Below are 15,844 nucleotides of genomic sequence, written 5' to 3' on the forward strand. Positions count from 1 at the left end.
CTCGCCCGACGTCCGCCGGGCGACGCGTTCAGCTGTCACGTCGTCAAACACTGCGCCCTTGCGGCGCGGTGCGAGGAAAATATTATGCAAAATCAGCTTTATATCGATGGCCAATTTGTCGACGCGGTCGCCGGCGGCACCATCGACGTGGTCTCTCCCCATGACGGCGCCTTGATCACTCGGGTCGCTGCCGCCGAAGCCGCCGACGTCGAGCTGGCGGTCGCCGCCGCCAAGCGCGCCTTCCCTGCCTGGGCCGGCCTGGGTGCCGCCGAGCGCGGGCGCTTGTTACTCAAATTGGCGGACAAGATTGAAGCGTGCGGCGAAGAACTGGCGCAGCTCGAATCCCTGAACACCGGCCACCCAATTCGCGATTCCCGCGGCCTCGATGTACCGCGCACCGCAGCCTGTTTCCGTTACTTTGGCGGAATCGCGGATAAGATCGAAGGGTCGGTGATCCCGGTCGAAGCTGGCTTTCTCAATTACGTGCAACGCAAGCCGATCGGTGTGGTCGGGCAGATCGTGCCGTGGAACTTCCCGTTGATGTTCACCAGCTGGAAAATGGGCCCGGCACTGGCGGCCGGCAACACCATTGTCATCAAACCGTCGGAAATCACGCCGTTGTCTACCTTGCGCATCGTCGAGCTGATGGCTGAAGTCGGTATCCCGAAAGGCGTGGTCAATGTGGTGCCGGGTTATGGTCATACCGCTGGACAGGCGCTGGCTGAGCATCCTGACGTGGGCAAGATTGCCTTTACCGGTTCGACGGCGACTGGTCGTCGGATCGTGGAGGCATCGCAAGGCAATCTCAAACGCATCCAACTGGAACTGGGCGGGAAGGGCGCCAATATTGTGTTTGAAGATGCCAATCTCGACGCGGCCGTCAACGGCGCGGCCTGGGCGATTTTCCACAATCAGGGCCAGGCCTGCATCGCCGGTTCGCGGTTGATTCTGCATAAAGATATCGCTGATCGTTTTCTCGAGCGTTTCGTCGCGTTGGCTAAATCCATTCGTCTGGGCGACCCGATGGATCCACAAACCGAAATGGGGCCTTTGACTTCGGCGCTGCATCGCGATCGGGTGCTGGCCTATATCGATATCGCCATCGAACAGGGCGGCACGATCCTCGCGGGCGGCAAGGCTCCGGACAATCTTGCGTTAGCTAACGGTTTCTACGTTGAGCCGACCATCGTCGAGGCGTCGCCCGAAGACCGGGTGTGCCAGGAAGAAGTGTTCGGACCCTTTGTCACCGTAGTGCGCTTCAGCACTGACGAGGAGGCGCTGGCGATTGCCAACAACACGCAATATGGGCTAGGTAGTGGCCTGTGGACGCAGAACCTGACCCGCGCGCACAAAATGGCCAACGTCATTCACGCCGGCATGTGCTGGATCAACTGTTACAAGCGCGTCAGCCCAGGCAGCCCGTTTGGTGGCGTTGGGCAGTCGGGTTACGGCCGAGAGATGGGTTTTGAAGCGATCCATGACTACACCGAAGCACGTTCGGTGTGGGTCAATGTCGATGCCAGCATCGCCCCGCATTTCAAACGTTGAGGCCCTCCATGAATCCTTTTGTGTATCAGAGCCTGCCGACCCGTGTGGTATTCGGCTGGGGCAAGCTTTCGGCACTGGCTGAAGAGATCGAGCGTCTGGGCGCCAGGCGCGCCCTGATTCTCACTACGCCGGAACAACAGGCACTGGGCGAGCGGGTCGCCGCCTTGCTTGGCGAGCGCGCGGCCGGCGTTTACGCCGAAGCGGTGATGCATGTGCCGCTGGAAGTCGCGCAGGCCGCACGTCGTGAAGCGGCGCGTCTGGATGCCGATTGCTGTGTAGCGATCGGCGGCGGTTCGACCATTGGTCTGGGCAAGGCGATTGCGATGGACTCGGGGCTGCCCATCGTGGCGATTCCGACGACGTATGCGGGCTCTGAAATGACCCCGATCTACGGACTTACCGAAAACCGCCTGAAAAAAACCGGGCGTGATCCAAAGGTTTTGCCCAAGACCGTGATCTACGATCCGCAACTGACGCTGACCTTGCCGGCGCAGATTTCCGCGTGTTCGGGGATGAACGCCATGGCGCATGCGGTTGAAGCGCTGTATGCCCAGGACGCCAATCCGATCATCGGCTTGATGGCCGAAGAGTCGATTCGTTCATTGGCGCAGGCGCTGCCGGTTGTGGTCAATGATCCTGGTGACCCGCAGGCGCGCGGCCAAGCGCTGTACGGCGCTTGGCTGGCGGGCATTTGCCTGGGGTCGGTGGGCATGGCCTTGCATCACAAGCTCTGCCACACCTTGGGCGGTACGTTCAATTTATCCCATGCTCAGGCTCATGCGATCGTGCTGCCCCATGCGGCGCATTACAATCGCGAAGCCGCGGCCGGGCCATTGCAACGAGCCGCCCACGCGTTGGGTGGCAGCGAGGCGAGTGAAGTAGGTGATTTGTTGTATGCCCTCAATCGGAAGCTGGGCATTCCATTGTCTCTGGCGGAGATTGGCTTGCCTGAAAACGGCGCGGCCGAAGCTGCGCGAATAGCCTGCGCCAGCCCTTACTACAATCCACGACCGTTTGAGCAGGGCCCGATCGAAGCCCTCTTGACCCGCGCCTTTCACGGCCAGGCGCCAGCCTGATCCAGCAGTATCGTAAGGCCGCGTCGGGGCGGCGCAATGCCCGGCGCGATATGCATTCTCGTCGGAATAACAATAATGACCGATCAAGACAAAGCCATAGCGTCACCTATTACCGAACAGTCCGTGAATAGCTTCAACGACGCGCCAGATGCGCGGTTCAAACAGATCATGCACAGCCTGGTTCGCCATCTGCATGCTTTTGTCAGCGATGTCGAGCTGACCGAGGCAGAATGGTTGGAAGGTATCCGCTTTCTGACCGAGACCGGACAGACGTGCGATGGTTTGGTGCGCCAGGAGTTCATCCTGCTTTCGGATGTCCTGGGCGTGTCGATGTTGGTCGATGCGATCAATCATCGGCACAGTGCCAGTGCTACCGAGACCACAGTATTCGGGCCGTTTTACATCGAAGGTATGCCGGATCGCGAATACGGTGAAAACATGGCGTTGACGCCAGGTGAGCCGGCGCTGGTGCGCGGTCGCGTGGTCGATACCCGCGGCAACCCGTTGGGTGGAGCGGTGCTGGATGTCTGGCAGACCGCCGGGAACGGCATGTATTCAGGGCAGGACAGTGAGCAACCGTTCGGCAATCTGCGCGGTCGCTATCGTACCGATGCCAATGGGTATTTTGCGATTCGCACAATTGTACCTGTGTGCTACCCGATCCCCACTGATGGTCCGGTGGGGCGCCTGCTCGATACCGCCAACCGTCACCCGTGGCGACCCGCGCACCTGCATTTCATGATTGAGATGCACGGCTTTCGCAAACTGGTCACTCACCTGTTCAATCATGACGATCCGTACCTGGACTCCGATGCGGTATTTGGCGTCAAACAATCGTTGCAGGTGATCTACGAACACCGTGTGGCCCACGATGACGTGTCCGCGAGTCTGGGTATCGACCTGCCGTTCAGGCGTGCCTGTTATGAATTTGTCATGGAGGCGGAGTGAATTATGGGTCATTTTTTTGCGGTATTCGCCACCGACTACCCGGACTCACTTGCCCTGCGCCAGCGTCTGCGGCCCAGTCACCAGGCCCACTTGCGTGCGAGCGATACACATCGGGTGATCGTACGGCTTGGTGGTCCAACGCTCAATGAGGCCGGCCTGGCCATGAATGGCACCCTGCTGGTGGTCGAAGCAGGCAGCCTGCCGGAGGTGGAAGCGTTCGTCCAGGACGATCCCTATGTACGCGCCGGACTATTTGCCACTATCCAGATTCGCCCATGGCATTGGAGCCTGGGCAATCCAGAGCTGCGTGGCTGACATGACCCTCATCGCGCTGTGCCAGCTGGAAGACGTCCCTGAAGGTGGCGCTCTGGGGCTGCCTGATCACCAGCACTTGCATCCTGCCGGGCTGGTGGCGGTGCGGCAGGGCAGGCAAGTATGGGTTTACATCAACCGTTGCCCGCATTTTTCCGTGCCCCTGGACTACCACCCGCAGGAGTTCTGCACCTACCGCGGCAAGATCCTCATGTGTGCTCACCACAGTGCGATGTTTCGGTTTGAAGACGGCCATTGCATTGACGGACCCTGCCAGGGCGCGCGTCTGGAACCGGTGCCGGTGCGCTGGATGGAAGATCGACTGGTGCTGGATCTCGACCCTCAGCCGTAACCTCTGTTTATACGCACTCCTGCGTGGCCACCTGCGGGCCCGGCGGGGCCGTTGCACGTGCATGTGACGAGCTTGCGGGGCAAGATGTGGGAGCGTAGGTTGATATCTGTAGACTTGACTGGAGTGGCGCAATGATTACGCGACTGCGAACCCTCGATCGTGGCCTTAACGTTTTGGGGTTTCTCAATGAAGTAAGGTCCGCCTCGGCGCAGACGATAGCCAAGGCGCTCACGTTACCCTTGCCGACGGTTTATCGAATCATCGAAACGCTCTCCCAAGGCGGTTTTGTCGAGCGCATAGCCCCCGATGACAATGTTTATCACCTGACGATAGCGGTGCGCCGCTTGAGCGGGGGAATGACTTGCGAATCGGTGTTCGTCTCGGTGGCTACCCCGGTGCTTTTCGGGCGTCGGCAACAATTGAAGTGGCCGAGCGCGGTATCGACCTTCGAGGATGACGGCATCGTTGTGCGCGAAAGCACCGATCGCTTCACGACGCAATCGATCGGCTTGAGTGCTGTCGGCAGGCGCATTCCGATGTTGTCCACTCCCCTGGGCTGGGCTTATCTGGCGTTCACCCGCGACGAGCAGCGTCGGGAAATCCTCGCTCATCTGCGCCGATCCCAAGCGCCGGAAGACTACGCGGCGCGCGATTCACAGCGTATCGTTCAGATGATTCGTTCGGTTCAGGCCAAGGGGTATTGCACGTCGGAAGAGGTCCCCTACAAGCGTTGCAACAGCATTGCACTGGCGGTGCTATGTCGGGGCCGCGTATTCGGATGCATCAGTACGGTCTGGCCGTCCACCTTGGCCAGTCCGCAGGCCGCCATCTCGCGTTGCCTGCCGATACTTCGCGAGGCCAAGGCGGAAATAGAACATAACCTCGAAACTTCGGGCATCGCTTGGTAGGTCGCGGATCAGGATGAAGGAGCAGGGCAGGGCCCGATTGGCCCCGCCCCGCAAGGTTGCCGTGCCGCGTCAGGCGTGTCGCTTGGCGGGATGTTCAGCAACGTCGGTCGACGCCCATTCCTGAGCACCGTTGCACTTCGGCGGACCGATCAGGCGTAGCAGCACCATCGAGATCGCTGTCATGACGACAATGAGCAGGATCACCGGCTGGTAGTGTCCGGTGCTGTCGAAATAAATGCCCGCCAGGATGGGACTCACCGCGGCACCTGCCGTTTGAATCAGCAAGCCGAGCGCGGTCAGCATCGGAAACACCTGGACGCCCCAGTAACCGCTCAACAGCACCATGGGACCGACTTGAGCGGCGCCGAAACCCAGCCCGTAGAGGATCGCATAGCCGTACAAGCCCACCGATCCGCTGGCGTATATCAAGGTGCAAAGGCCGATCCCGAACAGTACCAGCGCACCGAAATAGGCGCGCCGTGGGCCGAGGCGTTGGGCAACCGATCCGATACCGAAATTACCGATGACCATGGCCGCGGAAATGATCGAAATGGTCGCGGCAGCCAGCATTGGTGAATGACCGATGTCGCGCAGATGCGCCTGTGCGTGGGCAATCACGAAGGCCGAGCCGCAGGTCGTCGCGAACATACTGAAGTAGATCGCCCATAAGGCCGGTGACCACAGGACGTTGCGCAGGCGCAGATCTATGTCGACCGGCGCGGGCGGTGGTGGGAACTGCCGCGCGGCCTGGCGCTGGATGTCGGCATTCTCCCAGGCTTCGTATTGTTCGACGTCGGGTTTGTCGCGTACGAGTAACAGGGTGACCGCAAGCCCCAGCGCCGAGAAGCCGAAGAACACCCAGCAACCCATTCGATAGCCGCTGGCCGAACCCTGGATCGCCCAGGTAATCAGCCAAACGAAGATGAAACCGCCGATGCCCATGGCCGCGTAGAGCAGCGACAGTGCCAAGGGCCGTCGGTGGCCAAACCAGGCCGCGACTGCGGTTTGACAAGGGATCACGCTGGCAAATGTCGCCGCGACGCCTATCGCCCCGAAGGTCACCGCGGCCTGCCACGGCTCGGTCACCCAGGTGGCGAGCACGATCGATGCCGCCGCCATGAGGATGCAACCGATGATCAGGCAGGCGCGTACGCCGATTTTTGTTGTCAGTGCCGCCACCAGCGGTGCACAGAGGCCGTTGGCGGCCATGTTGGCGGCGATAAGGAGACCCAGGGTACTGCGTTCCCAGTGCAGCTCTGCCGTCATATAAGTGCCAAGCACGCTGCCCCCATAGATGGGCAACGCCATGCTGACGCACATCATGAACGCGAGTGCACCCAGTACAACCCAGCGAGCATGCGAACTTGAGTTTGTTTTTATTGTTGTCATGAGTATCTGCCAATCAAAAAAGAGGTCTGTCCAATCGCCCGGCGATGACCGAGTGAGTACCTGAATGAGACTGCAACGCAAGAAACCGCCGCACGATTCACTGCTGCATCGCGATCGGCGGTATGTGTCCCCGGGCGGGTTCCAGGCTTATCGAACTGTGCTAAGCAGTGCTTTCGCTTCCTTCGGCGCGAGCAGTTTCAGCTTGAGGGAAAGGGGGCCGCCCATGCCGTGCAATTTCCCGCCCTCAGCCAGCGAGCCTGCATCTATCGGCTCACCGCCCAGGTCCCGAATCAGCTGAGCCACTTTTTCCTTGGCCTGACTGTCATCTCCCGAGAAAAAGATCGCCCCGCTGTCACCTTCGGCCGGCAGGCCCGCGGCAAAAATCGGAATCGGTTCATAGTTGAACGTTTTTACCACGCTTGCCCCGGGAACCAGCTTGGCAATGACTTCACTGGATCCTTGGTCGCCGATATCGATAAGGTCCTCTGGGCGTGGACCGCGTCGATTGTTCGTCGCATCGATAACCACCTTCCCGGCCCACGAGCCCGCTGCGGCGATGGCGTCAGGGGTTTTTTCCCATGGGGTCGCGAGAATGACCACGTCCGCCTCGGCGAGCATCTGCTGTGGGTCCGCCGCCGTCACGCCCGAACCCAGTTGCTGGATCAGAGGCTGCAGGGACTGGGCTCCTCTGGAGTTGCTGATGATGACGCGATGCCCCCCCGAGACCAGTTTGGGGACTAGCATTTGCGCCATTTTGCCTGCGCCCAGAATACCTATCGTCATGATGTGATCCTTTATTTATTAAAGTTGTTATAAGCAGTGCCTACGCTTCTTTTTCTATGCGATTGCGCAGCACACCGATTTCCGCGATTTCCACTTCGACGACATCGCCATGCTTCATGAACAGCTGTGGCTTGCGTCGAGCGCCCACACCGCCAGGCGTGCCCGTGACGATTACGTCGCCGGGCTCAAGCTGGGTGAATGTGGAGCAATAAGTGATGAGTTCGGCAATCGAGAAGATCATTTGACGACTGGTGGCGCGCTGAACTTCCATGCCGTTCAGCCGGGTGCTCAGATGCAACTCGGGATCGTTGCCGAACTCATCGGCGGTGCTCATCCACGGGCCGAACCCTCCGGTACGCAGGAAGTTCTTGCCAGGCGTCCACTGATGGGTGTGCCCTTGCCAGTCGCGGACCGAGGCGTCGTTGTAGGGGGCGTAACCGGCAACGTGATCCCATACCTGATCAGCAGGGATGCGACGTCCGGCTTTGCCGATGATCACAGCAATTTCGCCCTCGTAGTCGAGCTTTTCGGATTCAGGCGGCAGCGGAATCACGCCCAGATGGGCCACTTGGGAATTACTGAAACGGCCAAAAACCGGTGGTTTGAGTGTCGGCTCGCGGCCGATCTCGGAACGGTGCTCTTCGTAGTTCACACCAATGCAGATGATTTTGGGTGGTGAAGGAATGACCGGCAGAAACGTTATGTTTTCCAGGTCGAAGTCAGGCTTCGCACCCTTCAGGGCCTCGGCGACCCGGGGCAGCGCGTGAGCTTGCAGTACGCTCAGCAGATCAGGTAATTCGGCGCCGAGGCGTTGTGTCAGATCAACCACGCCGCCTTCGACCCAGGCACCGAATCGCTGTGAACCATCGACCTCAAAACTCAGGAGCTTCATCGTTTCGTTTCTCTCTTATCAGGGGTTCGGCAATTGCAATACATACCTTCAGGACAGAAGCCTGGCGTGCAACGCATTGCAGGCACCGTCCGGGTCGAAGAAGGCTAGCGCGCTGAAAGAACGCCGAACAAGCACGCGCCCTGTTCTGTCCGGTCTGTGTATCTAAGGTGGCCCTGAGATACACAGACCGGACAGAACGCTGGGTGTGCTTGTCCCTTGTCCTCGCGTCGCTCTAGTCTGATTTCGCCCAAGCGGGCCTGGTCGAAGCACTACAGCCCTGACCCTGTGCGCAACAGCCAGCCGTTGCTTAACCCCAAATAAGAGAGAAACGAAACGATGAAGCTCCTGAGTTTTGACGCTGGAGGTCCGCAGCGATTCGGTGTCTGGATCGCGCGTGGGCTGGCCACGCTGACACTGCGCCTGGGTGGTCAATCGACGCAGTCCCTGTTCAACGACGAGCCGCTGTCTTTTTTTGCCGCGAGCCTTTCGGTCGAGGATGACTGTGGCGTTATCCACCTTGCGCAGGAGGGTGCTCAAGCCAGGGCAACCACGCTGTCCGGTGCAGATCGTTACGTTCCCGTTGACGCCTCTTCCCTGTATTCCCACCCAGCATCGCGGGGCCCAAAATGATCGATCAACTCAGTTTTCGCGAAGCGATGTCCCGGCTTGTCGGTGCGGTAACCGTTATCACCACCGATGGACCTGCCGGCCCCGGCGGTTTTACGGCGTCTGCCGTGTGCAGCGTGACGGACGATCCACCGATGTTGTTGGTCTGCATGAATCGCAACAGTCGCCAACACAACGTTTTTAGCAGCAATGGTGTGCTCTGCGTCAATGTGCTTACGGCTGCCCAGGAAGCGATATCAAGGACGTTCTCAGGGGCAGCGACGGTGCAGGAGCGCTTTCAGATTGACCGTTGGAGCGTGCTGGAAACAGGCGCGCCTGTGCTGGATAACGCATTGGTCAGTTTCGATGCGCGTATCGCGCAGACCGTCGAGGCAGGCACGCACAGCATTTTCCTCTGCGCGATAGTCGCCGTGCGAATTGAGCCGGAGGACCATTCGGGGTTGGCCTATTACGCGCGTAAGTACCATCCGCTCATGGTGCATAAACGAGAGGAGTGAGTGGCGGCTCGCAAGGTCCCCCGAAGGTCAGAGGGAAGATCCAGCGTGTTTTGAGGGAACCTCAAGTACGCTGGATTCGCGCCGTTCTGGACACTGGCAAGCTCAATGAGCAATCGCAAGCGCCACGAGGAAGCGGGAAACCATATTGTAGGCGGCAATCGTTGCGACCAGGTCCACGACTTCCTGCGGGTTGAACCGCGCGCTGACGCGTCTCATTAACTCATCCGGCACCGCCACATCCCGTGTCATCTTGTCTGTGAGTTCGAGAACAAGGGCCTGGTGCTCGGTAAACAGCTGTGCGTCGAGCGCTGTGACTGTCCGAAGTGCTTCGATGGCTTGTTCGCCAAGGCCGGCGGCGAGGGCATGAGGTACATGCGCCTCGAATTCATAATCGGCCCGATTGAGTACTGCGACTCTCAGGATGGCGAGTTCGCGCAAGTCACCCGGAATCGAACTGCGATTGCGAACCGCTGAAAGCATGTGCTCCCAGCCGCTGGCAATCGGCGGGCTGTTGAGAAGCACTTGGTAGAGCAGGGATATCTTGCCGCCGCGCTCCTTTTTGATCCTAGCTTCAAGGTCAGCGATCTTGGGGTTTGTACCAGGCGTGACGACGGCAACTCGAATACTGCTCATGGGAAGCCTCTGTTCAATGGTTGATCGAGTCGGCGATTTCAATCTGGCGGGCGCTGTTCTTCAGCAGCTCGATCAGCCTGGCTTGATCGACGAGGGCGAAGCGGGAACGGGTGGTCACCAGAATCAGGGCGGCCGGTTCGAGCGACGCCCCCGAATACAGCGGGACGGCGACGCCTGCGGCGTTGGCGTCCAGTTCCCCGACGGAAATGACATATCCGTCTTGTTGAATCTTGAGCATATGCGCGCGGAATGCTTTCCAGGTCTCGCCGAGACCGGCCTCGGTGATTTCCGCCGTCTGGCTGGCATAGAGCCGCTTTTGCCTGGCCAGTGACAGCGCCGCCAGGATGACTTTCGATCCACCGCCGCGAAACAGCGGCATGGGGCGGCCACGTCCGTACGCAACCGGGCCGGATAGCTCCCCCTGCTCCTGATGAACGGCAAGGATCCGCACACCGTAGATGCTGGCGAGCAAAATGTCGCAACCGGTTTCCTGGGCGAGGCGATTCATCACCGGTCGACAGCTGATCAAAAGCCTGTCGCTTTGGCGGATGTAATAGTCCATCTCGACGATGCGTGGACCCAGCGAGTAACCGCTTTGCGCGCGCCTGAGTAGGCCCGAGTCACACAGTTCCTTGAGGTAACGGTAACCTGTCGGCCGGGACAGGCCTGCTTCGGCAATCAGCTCATCGGGTGACCAGGTGGACTTCTCGATCGAGAAGAAATCCAGGATCGATAGCATCTTATTCAGGCTGGACATTGAGCGCTTCAGATGGAGGTAGGGACGCCGGCATGTTAGTCAGCGCAAGTTGGGCGCGCAAGCCGGCGGCGCGGCGCCCGGAGGCATTCAGGACAGCGCCTGAGTGCCAGAGGGGCTTGATACGCGCTTTAGTTGCCAGCCGCATATTTGCCGGTCAGCTGTGGGGACAGCGCATTGAGTCCCTGGCTCTGCCTTTGCAGGCGCGTTTCGTTGGACCAGGTTCTGCGCAGCTCGTCTTTTACGTTGACTGACAGCGTGCCCAGGCCCTGGACCGAGAGTTCAAGGACATCACCGTCCTGAATGGCGCCGAGGCCACGATGGTTGGTGCCCGTTGCGATAATATCGCCGGGCTCGAGTGGGTGGATATGGCTCAGCCATTCAATACTTCTGGCAATGTTATGGGCCATGTCGTTGGTATTGAAACGTTGGCGGGGCAGGCTATTCACGTCCATTGCGATGTCCAGATTCTGCGGGTCGGCAATTTCGTCCGCCGTGACGATCCAAGGACCCATCGGGGCGAAGGTATTGCGTGATTTGGCCTGGAAGAAGCTGTTCTTCTCCGGTTTCATGCCTCGCGCGGAGCCGTCCATGAAGTTGGTGTAGCCGAACACATAGTCCCGCCAATCCGCTGCGGCGACCTTGTCAGCTCGCCGACCGATAATGATCGCCAGTTCCGCTTCAGCCTCGAACACGATCGCCGGGATGTCCGGCAGCACCAGGGTGTCTCCGGGCCCGATCACGCAGGAAGGCGCCTTGTGGAAGGCATTGATCAGTGGGCGCTCCGCCAGGGTGCCATCCTCCATGTAGTTTACCGCCATGCACACGATATTGCCCGGCTTGGGCAAGGGCGCGCGCAGTCGGACGTTGGCCAGGTCGATGCGTTCACCGTGGCTCTGCGCCTGTTCCAGCGCCCCTTTGTACTCATCGAATCGCTCAATGAGATGAACCATTGCATCGTTGGGGTTTGCGTAGGGAAACCCACCGATCAATGACGAAATATCGACGATCGAGTCGCCACTGATCAGGCCGAGTCTGTAGGCGTCGAAAAACGCTAGTTTCATGGCTGGAACCTCTTGTTTTTGAAGTGCTGGCTGTCGGAGTCGCAGTGAAGGACGTAGTTATTTTGTAAGACGTTCAAATCTAACACTGTGAGATTTTAATCTGAAACACTTTTTATCATTGGAGTGTAATTTTCTGTTATCAGCGCTAATTTATTGGCTTTCAAGGATTTCGCTACGAATTGTGGTTGTTGTCTGTATCTCTTAATTTAAGATTTGGTTGATAATAAAACAATCTGCGTGCTAGGTTTTGATCAGGCGCACCGTGCGCCCTGGCTCCAATTGAGCATCAACACCGCTTCGGGAAGGTTTCGATGACCCTTATTGACACAATCGCCCAACGGATCACTGCCGGTCCTTCCTGCGAGGCGATGGCGTGTTCGACGCAGACCCTTTCGATGCATGTGCTCGATACCGTGGGGGCCTGGATTGCCGGCCGTGCGACCACCGAAGGACGCCTCCTCAACGACCTGGCCAGCGCTGCGCCGTTCAATTCGTCCTTCCTCGATACGGTGGGACTCTTCACCGCCACGGCCAGGCTGACCGAGGTGGACGATATCCACATGGCGTCGTGCACCACCCCGGGCGGCCTGGTGGTGATGACCGCGCTGGCCCTGGCGACAAACACGCCCGACGGATTGCTTGACCAGAGCCGTTTTGCCGCGGCGCTGCATGTCGGTTATGAGGTGATGACCGGCATGGGGGAAGCGGTGTCGGGACCGCGCATATTGCACCAAGGGGTGTGGCCGAGCCTCTTGCTGGCCCCGGTCACGGCGGCGGCAATCACGGCAAAGCTGTTGGATCTGGATGTGGAGCGCACGGCCCACGCGTTATCGATTGCCTTGACTTCATCCAACGGACGGCCCGGCGGCAATACGAGTGCCGGCGTAGCTTCGGCTCGCGGGACCTCGGCCAGATGGCTGCTTTTCGGCATGGCGGCCAGAACCGGCTGCGCCGCAGCGTTGAGTGCCGCCGCGGGTTTCACTGGCGACCGCGCCTTGCTTGAGAATGAGCAGGCGTCCCCGGTGCGCGGGATCGCCATTTCCCACTCTCGCATCGCGAGCATCCTGCAGGAGCGTCCCGCGATCATGAGCACGAGCATCAAGCCGTACTGTGCGGCGAAGCACAACATCGCGGCGATTTACGGCTTCAGGCAGCTGCTGGATAAAGGCATTGCCCATGAGTCGTTGACCAAGGTACGCGTTCGACTGCCGCCTTTGCATGCGCACATGGTGGCGCATTACAACGTGGAAGCCAGCAGGCTGTCGCGTGTGACAAGTTGCGCCTATAACCTTGCATTGATGGGCGTGATGCCCGATGTCTTGCTGGATGTCGAACGTGCCACGCCGCAGCGGGACGCCGAGTTGACACGGCTTGCCAGCAAGGTCGAAGTGGTTGCCGACGAGCAGTTGCGCGGCGCCACGCCACACGCCTATCCGGCTGTCGTGGAGCTGCTCGTCGGCGAGCGGGTCGTCGGGAGTGAGACGATCATTCATGCCTGGGGTGATCCGCAGTTGCCATTTCAAATCGATGACACCAGGCAAAAGTTTCGCCGGCTCTCCAGGGGGCTGCTTGCGCCGGACGCGGTCCTTGAACTGGAGGATCACTGTCTGGAAGCTGCCCATGACGCGCGCGCCCGCGCCAGGGTATGGAAACAACTCGTGGCCATCGACCGAGACCAATCGGCCCGGAGCGCGTCGTAACCGAGCCCTCTTCACCGCCACCTGGACCTCCCGCACAGCAGCGTGAAGACAGCTGGTTCAAACACCCACCATCATGAGCACTGTCATGAGCAATTATTCAGACGTCATTATTGTTGGACTCGGGCCTACGGGGGCCACTCTCGCCAATCTGCTCGCCACCTACGGGCTCTCGGTCACGGTGCTCGAAGCCGCTCAGGAGACGTTTGCGCTGCCGCGGGCGACGCATTTCGATGGCGAAGTCATGCGGGTCCTGCAGGCGATCGGGTTGGCCGAACAGACCTTACCGTTCACGCACGTGAATCCAGGCATGACCTTCGTCAACTTGAACCATGAAGTGATCCTGAGTTGGCCGAGGCCGGATACGGTCGGGCCGCACAACTGGCACCCCAGCTACCGTTTTCATCAGCCGGCTCTGGAAGGCGTGTTGCGAAAAGGCCTTGAGCGCTTCCCGCAGGTCAGGCTGCGCACCGGCTGCGAGCTGATTGCCCTGGAACAATCGGAGGCGGGGGTTCAGGCGCACTTCGTGGCGCGTGGCCTGACGACGCCTGAGGTCATCAACGGGCAGTACCTCATCGGTTGCGATGGCGGCAGGTCGCCGGTTCGCGGCATGCTCGAGGTGCCGCTGGAGGATCTGGGCAGCCACGAGCGCTGGTTGGTGGTGGACCTTATCATGGAGCGCGAGGTCGAGGGGCTCACCGAAGGCACTGTTCAATTCTGCGACCCACAACGGCCTACTACCTACATGCGCTGCATCGGTAAGCGGCGACGCTGGGAGTTCATGGTCATGCCCGGTGACGACATCGCGGCCCTCACGACACCCGAAAGCGTCTGGCGGTTGCTGGCGCCATGGCTGACCCCCGACGACGCGCAAATCGAACGTGCGGTGACCTATGTCTTTCACGGCGTCATAGCGCACCCATGGCGCCGATCACGGGTGCTGCTCGCCGGGGATGCCGCACACCAGATGCCGCCGTTTCTAGGGCAGGGTTTGTGCGCCGGCATCCGGGATGCGTCCAACCTGGCCTGGAAACTGGACTGGGTGATCAAGGGCCGCGCTTCGGCGGAGCTGCTTGACAGCTATGAGCAAGAGCGGTCTACACATGTTCGCGCGACGATCGAGCACGCCATCGAAGTCGGGGGCATCATCCAGACGATTGACCCCGAGCAAGCCCGGGAAAGAGACGTCAAGCTGGGGCAGGGGCCACAAAAAATGAGTTCCCTCGTGCCTCGGCTCGGGGCGGGTCTTCACAGAGCCGCAGATCTTCCTGCCGGATTTATCTTCGCGCAGCCAATTCTCAAATCCGGCGTGCCTCTCGACGAATTCATCGGTTCAAACTTCGCTGTCATCGGCGCTCACGATTTGCTGGATTCGGTTTCGTCGGCCACTAGGGCGCTGTGGGACGCCAACGGCGTTGTACGCGTGCCGGACGAGGCGCAACAGTATCTGGACGAATTGAATGCCAAGGCGGTCATCATCCGCCCCGATCGGTACATCCTGGCGGTTGCCAACAGCACCGAGGCGCTGGATCACGTATCAACCTATCTCCCCGGAGGAGACCTAAATGAGCAATGACGCCGGACTTGAACCCTCATCAGCCACAGCGGCGGTGCCTCCACTGAAAATTGGCATGCTACTGCCGTCAAGCAACGCCATGGCAGAGCCCGAGATCCAACGAATGCTGCCGCCTGGCGTAAACGTTTTGACGACCCGGTTGAAACTGGCCGGCTCATCAAAGGCCGCGTTGCTGGGAATGACGGCGAAGATTGAGGAGGCGAGCGGTCTGCTTGCCGACGCTGCGGTGGACCTGATCGTTTTCAATTGTACGGCAGTCTCGACATTTGATCCGAGCATGGGGGAGAAACTTTCATCGCGGATTGCCGACGCCAGCGGCTGTCCGGCAACGGCGACGTCGGATGCGCTATTGGCCGCCTTCAAGGTGCTGCGGGCCAAGCGCATCGTACTGATCACGCCTTATATCGAGGAGGTGAATGCGCGTGAGGTGGATTATCTCGCGCATTTTGGCTATGAGGTGGTGAGCCAGGTCGGATTGGGCTTGCTGGAAGGCACCAGCATGGCGGCAGTGCCGCCCTCCAAGTGGCTGGAGCTCGCGCGTAGCTATCGGGATGATTCTGCCGACATTTATTTTCTCAGTTGCACGGCCATCAATGTGTCTTCGATTATCGAAACGTTGGAGGCTGAGCTGGGGCGGCCGGTCGTGACAAGCAACCAGGCCATGCTGTGGCATTGTCTGCGCCTCCTGGGCCGAACCGAGCCTGTACGCGGGTTTGGCAAGCTATTCGAAATGGCTTGACTCATTGAGCTTGTCGCTGCCGCCCGTGTTGTCATTACACGAGCGGCAT

General features: G+C 59.8%; 17 protein-coding genes. 11 read left to right on the forward strand and 6 right to left on the reverse strand.

Going from position 1 to position 15,844, the window contains the following annotated elements; translation table 11 throughout:
* Window positions 1-84: 84 nt before the first annotated feature.
* From J3P88_RS12120 to J3P88_RS12145, 6 genes are all read left to right on the forward strand, one after another.
* The gene (locus J3P88_RS12120) at window positions 85-1,548 is read left to right on the forward strand and encodes an aldehyde dehydrogenase family protein (protein WP_434575451.1); all 1,464 of its coding nucleotides are present in this window, start codon (window positions 85-87) and stop codon (window positions 1,546-1,548) included.
* Between the two features lie 8 nt (window positions 1,549-1,556).
* Entirely contained in the window at window positions 1,557-2,624 is a 1,068-nt protein-coding gene (locus J3P88_RS12125; RefSeq protein WP_434575452.1) for a maleylacetate reductase, read from the forward strand.
* A gap of 75 nt (window positions 2,625-2,699) precedes the next feature.
* Window positions 2,700-3,572 (forward strand): dioxygenase, encoded by an 873-nt coding sequence (locus tag J3P88_RS12130; protein ID WP_434575454.1) that lies wholly within the window; start codon window positions 2,700-2,702, stop codon window positions 3,570-3,572.
* Window positions 3,573-3,575: 3 nt separating this feature from the next.
* Window positions 3,576-3,887 carry a YciI family protein gene (locus J3P88_RS12135; RefSeq protein WP_434575456.1) on the forward strand — a complete coding sequence of 104 codons (312 nt, stop codon included), beginning with the start codon at window positions 3,576-3,578 and terminating at the stop codon, window positions 3,885-3,887.
* Between the two features lies 1 nt (window position 3,888).
* A complete protein-coding gene (locus J3P88_RS12140) occupies window positions 3,889-4,236 on the forward strand; it encodes a Rieske (2Fe-2S) protein (protein ID WP_434575457.1) in 348 nt (115 codons plus the stop codon).
* A 131-nt stretch (window positions 4,237-4,367) separates the two neighbouring features.
* Complete coding sequence (locus tag J3P88_RS12145; protein WP_434575458.1) at window positions 4,368-5,144, forward strand: helix-turn-helix domain-containing protein; 777 nt, start codon at window positions 4,368-4,370, stop codon at window positions 5,142-5,144.
* A gap of 69 nt (window positions 5,145-5,213) precedes the next feature.
* Here the strand turns inward: J3P88_RS12145 and J3P88_RS12150 are convergent, their stop codons facing one another.
* The 3 genes from J3P88_RS12150 to J3P88_RS12160 form a co-directional block, all read right to left on the reverse strand.
* Window positions 5,214-6,533 carry an MFS transporter gene (locus tag J3P88_RS12150; RefSeq protein ID WP_434575460.1) on the reverse strand — a complete coding sequence of 440 codons (1,320 nt, stop codon included), beginning with the start codon at window positions 6,531-6,533 and terminating at the stop codon, window positions 5,214-5,216.
* A gap of 147 nt (window positions 6,534-6,680) precedes the next feature.
* Entirely contained in the window at window positions 6,681-7,316 is a 636-nt protein-coding gene (locus tag J3P88_RS12155) for an NADPH-dependent F420 reductase (protein WP_434575462.1), read from the reverse strand.
* A 40-nt stretch (window positions 7,317-7,356) separates the two neighbouring features.
* Window positions 7,357-8,208 carry a fumarylacetoacetate hydrolase family protein gene (locus tag J3P88_RS12160; protein ID WP_434575464.1) on the reverse strand — a complete coding sequence of 284 codons (852 nt, stop codon included), beginning with the start codon at window positions 8,206-8,208 and terminating at the stop codon, window positions 7,357-7,359.
* Window positions 8,209-8,544: 336 nt separating this feature from the next.
* On the opposite strand from J3P88_RS12160, the gene J3P88_RS12165 reads away from it, so the two are divergent.
* Both J3P88_RS12165 and J3P88_RS12170 read left to right on the forward strand, forming a co-directional pair.
* Entirely contained in the window at window positions 8,545-8,838 is a 294-nt protein-coding gene (locus J3P88_RS12165; protein ID WP_434575466.1) for a hypothetical protein, read from the forward strand.
* The gene (locus tag J3P88_RS12170; RefSeq protein WP_434575467.1) at window positions 8,835-9,332 is read left to right on the forward strand and encodes a flavin reductase; all 498 of its coding nucleotides are present in this window, start codon (window positions 8,835-8,837) and stop codon (window positions 9,330-9,332) included. The genes J3P88_RS12165 and J3P88_RS12170 overlap by 4 nt, the downstream gene beginning before the upstream one ends.
* A 102-nt stretch (window positions 9,333-9,434) precedes the next feature.
* On the opposite strand, the gene J3P88_RS12175 is transcribed toward J3P88_RS12170, so the two are convergent.
* The 3 genes from J3P88_RS12175 to J3P88_RS12185 form a co-directional block, all read right to left on the reverse strand.
* Complete coding sequence (locus J3P88_RS12175; RefSeq protein ID WP_434575469.1) at window positions 9,435-9,965, reverse strand: carboxymuconolactone decarboxylase family protein; 531 nt, start codon at window positions 9,963-9,965, stop codon at window positions 9,435-9,437.
* A gap of 13 nt (window positions 9,966-9,978) precedes the next feature.
* The gene (locus J3P88_RS12180; RefSeq protein ID WP_434575471.1) at window positions 9,979-10,722 is read right to left on the reverse strand and encodes an IclR family transcriptional regulator; all 744 of its coding nucleotides are present in this window, start codon (window positions 10,720-10,722) and stop codon (window positions 9,979-9,981) included.
* Window positions 10,723-10,850: 128 nt separating this feature from the next.
* Window positions 10,851-11,783, reverse strand: a complete 933-nt coding sequence (locus J3P88_RS12185) for a fumarylacetoacetate hydrolase family protein (RefSeq protein WP_434575472.1) — start codon at window positions 11,781-11,783, stop codon at window positions 10,851-10,853.
* Window positions 11,784-12,094: 311 nt separating this feature from the next.
* Here J3P88_RS12185 and J3P88_RS12190 point away from each other — a divergent pair, with 311 nt between their 5' ends.
* From J3P88_RS12190 to J3P88_RS12200, 3 genes are all read left to right on the forward strand, one after another.
* A complete protein-coding gene (locus J3P88_RS12190) occupies window positions 12,095-13,483 on the forward strand; it encodes an MmgE/PrpD family protein (protein ID WP_434575474.1) in 1,389 nt (462 codons plus the stop codon).
* An 85-nt stretch (window positions 13,484-13,568) separates the two neighbouring features.
* Window positions 13,569-15,056 (forward strand): bifunctional 3-(3-hydroxy-phenyl)propionate/3-hydroxycinnamic acid hydroxylase, encoded by a 1,488-nt coding sequence (locus J3P88_RS12195; protein ID WP_434575476.1) that lies wholly within the window; start codon window positions 13,569-13,571, stop codon window positions 15,054-15,056.
* Window positions 15,046-15,795 (forward strand): maleate cis-trans isomerase family protein, encoded by a 750-nt coding sequence (locus J3P88_RS12200; RefSeq protein ID WP_434575478.1) that lies wholly within the window; start codon window positions 15,046-15,048, stop codon window positions 15,793-15,795. The genes J3P88_RS12195 and J3P88_RS12200 overlap by 11 nt, the downstream gene beginning before the upstream one ends.
* The last annotated feature ends 49 nt before the right edge of the window (window positions 15,796-15,844 follow it).

The organism is Pseudomonas sp. Z3-6 (assembly GCF_051131985.1).
Taxonomy (GTDB): domain Bacteria; phylum Pseudomonadota; class Gammaproteobacteria; order Pseudomonadales; family Pseudomonadaceae; genus Aquipseudomonas; species Aquipseudomonas zanjanensis.